We start from the raw sequence: 798 nt of genomic DNA, 5'->3' as shown, positions 1-798 counted from the left end.
GAATATAAGCGGTAAAGAGCTTGTTGAGTTAATGCACGAAGTTACTCGAACTAGAGAAGGTTTGATGACGTTTGGTGAAACTGGTGCAATGATCACTGATGATTGTCACCTTGCACTTGAACAACTCTTTGGCCGCCATATCGGAAGAGACTTTAAAGATACAAAGGAATACCGAGAGCAACAGATGGTTAAAGCCCTTAGACAAGAGCTGAAAACTTTAACCATTCGGTATAAAGAGCAAAGCCTTGATACTGGTTTCAGTCAATTTAAGATTCCACTAGTAGCTAAAGAAGCAAATATAACTAAAGCGATCAAGCCGTTAGCATTTGACCAAGCGACTCCTTTAGCACTCGTTGACCACGGGGATCGTTGGATATCTCGTGTTAAACACTTACTACAAGCAAACGCTTTGAACGAAGATAACTTCTTATTTACGATAGAAAGACCTCAGAATAAAAAAGAAGAGTTTGTAGCCGCTTTTGATACTGTGCAAAAAGGAATGAAAGAACTAGGTGTAAAAGTTATTCCATATCAGAACAGTAATGAAATATTAAAATTTGCGGAGTTTGATTTAGATTGCTTAGTTAATGATTTCAAATTAGTAACGAATTGATACAAATAATAAAGGCTACTTAACAGTAGCTTTTTTACCTGCGAGTGAATGCTTTTATCATTTCATTCTGGCAATTGCTCTGGCTAGTTTAAGTAGTTTTATTGATGTTTTTAGCTCTAACTCAGATTGAATACTTAATAGTGCAATCCCTGCCAATATTTGTTGTGGCCTCACTACTTGGCCTG

At 36.8% G+C, this 798-nt stretch carries 1 protein-coding gene and 1 pseudogene; one reads left to right on the top strand and one right to left on the bottom strand.

All coding sequences use genetic code 11. From position 1 onward, the window contains the following. On the top strand, positions 1-613 hold a 613-nt coding region (locus AB4653_RS12810), incomplete at its 5' end, for a DUF3037 domain-containing protein (protein WP_372104339.1). A gap of 57 nt (positions 614-670) precedes the next feature. Here the strand turns inward: AB4653_RS12810 and AB4653_RS12805 are convergent. Further along, a pseudogene (locus AB4653_RS12805) lies at positions 671-798 on the bottom strand (regulator); the annotation flags it as partial.

Origin of the sequence: Vibrio sp. 10N.222.48.A3 (genome assembly GCF_041475345.1) — a bacterium.
Taxonomy (GTDB): domain Bacteria; phylum Pseudomonadota; class Gammaproteobacteria; order Enterobacterales; family Vibrionaceae; genus Vibrio; species Vibrio tasmaniensis_A.
Note: the sequence above shows the minus strand (reverse complement) of the source record. Positions and strands in the feature narration are given on the sequence as shown.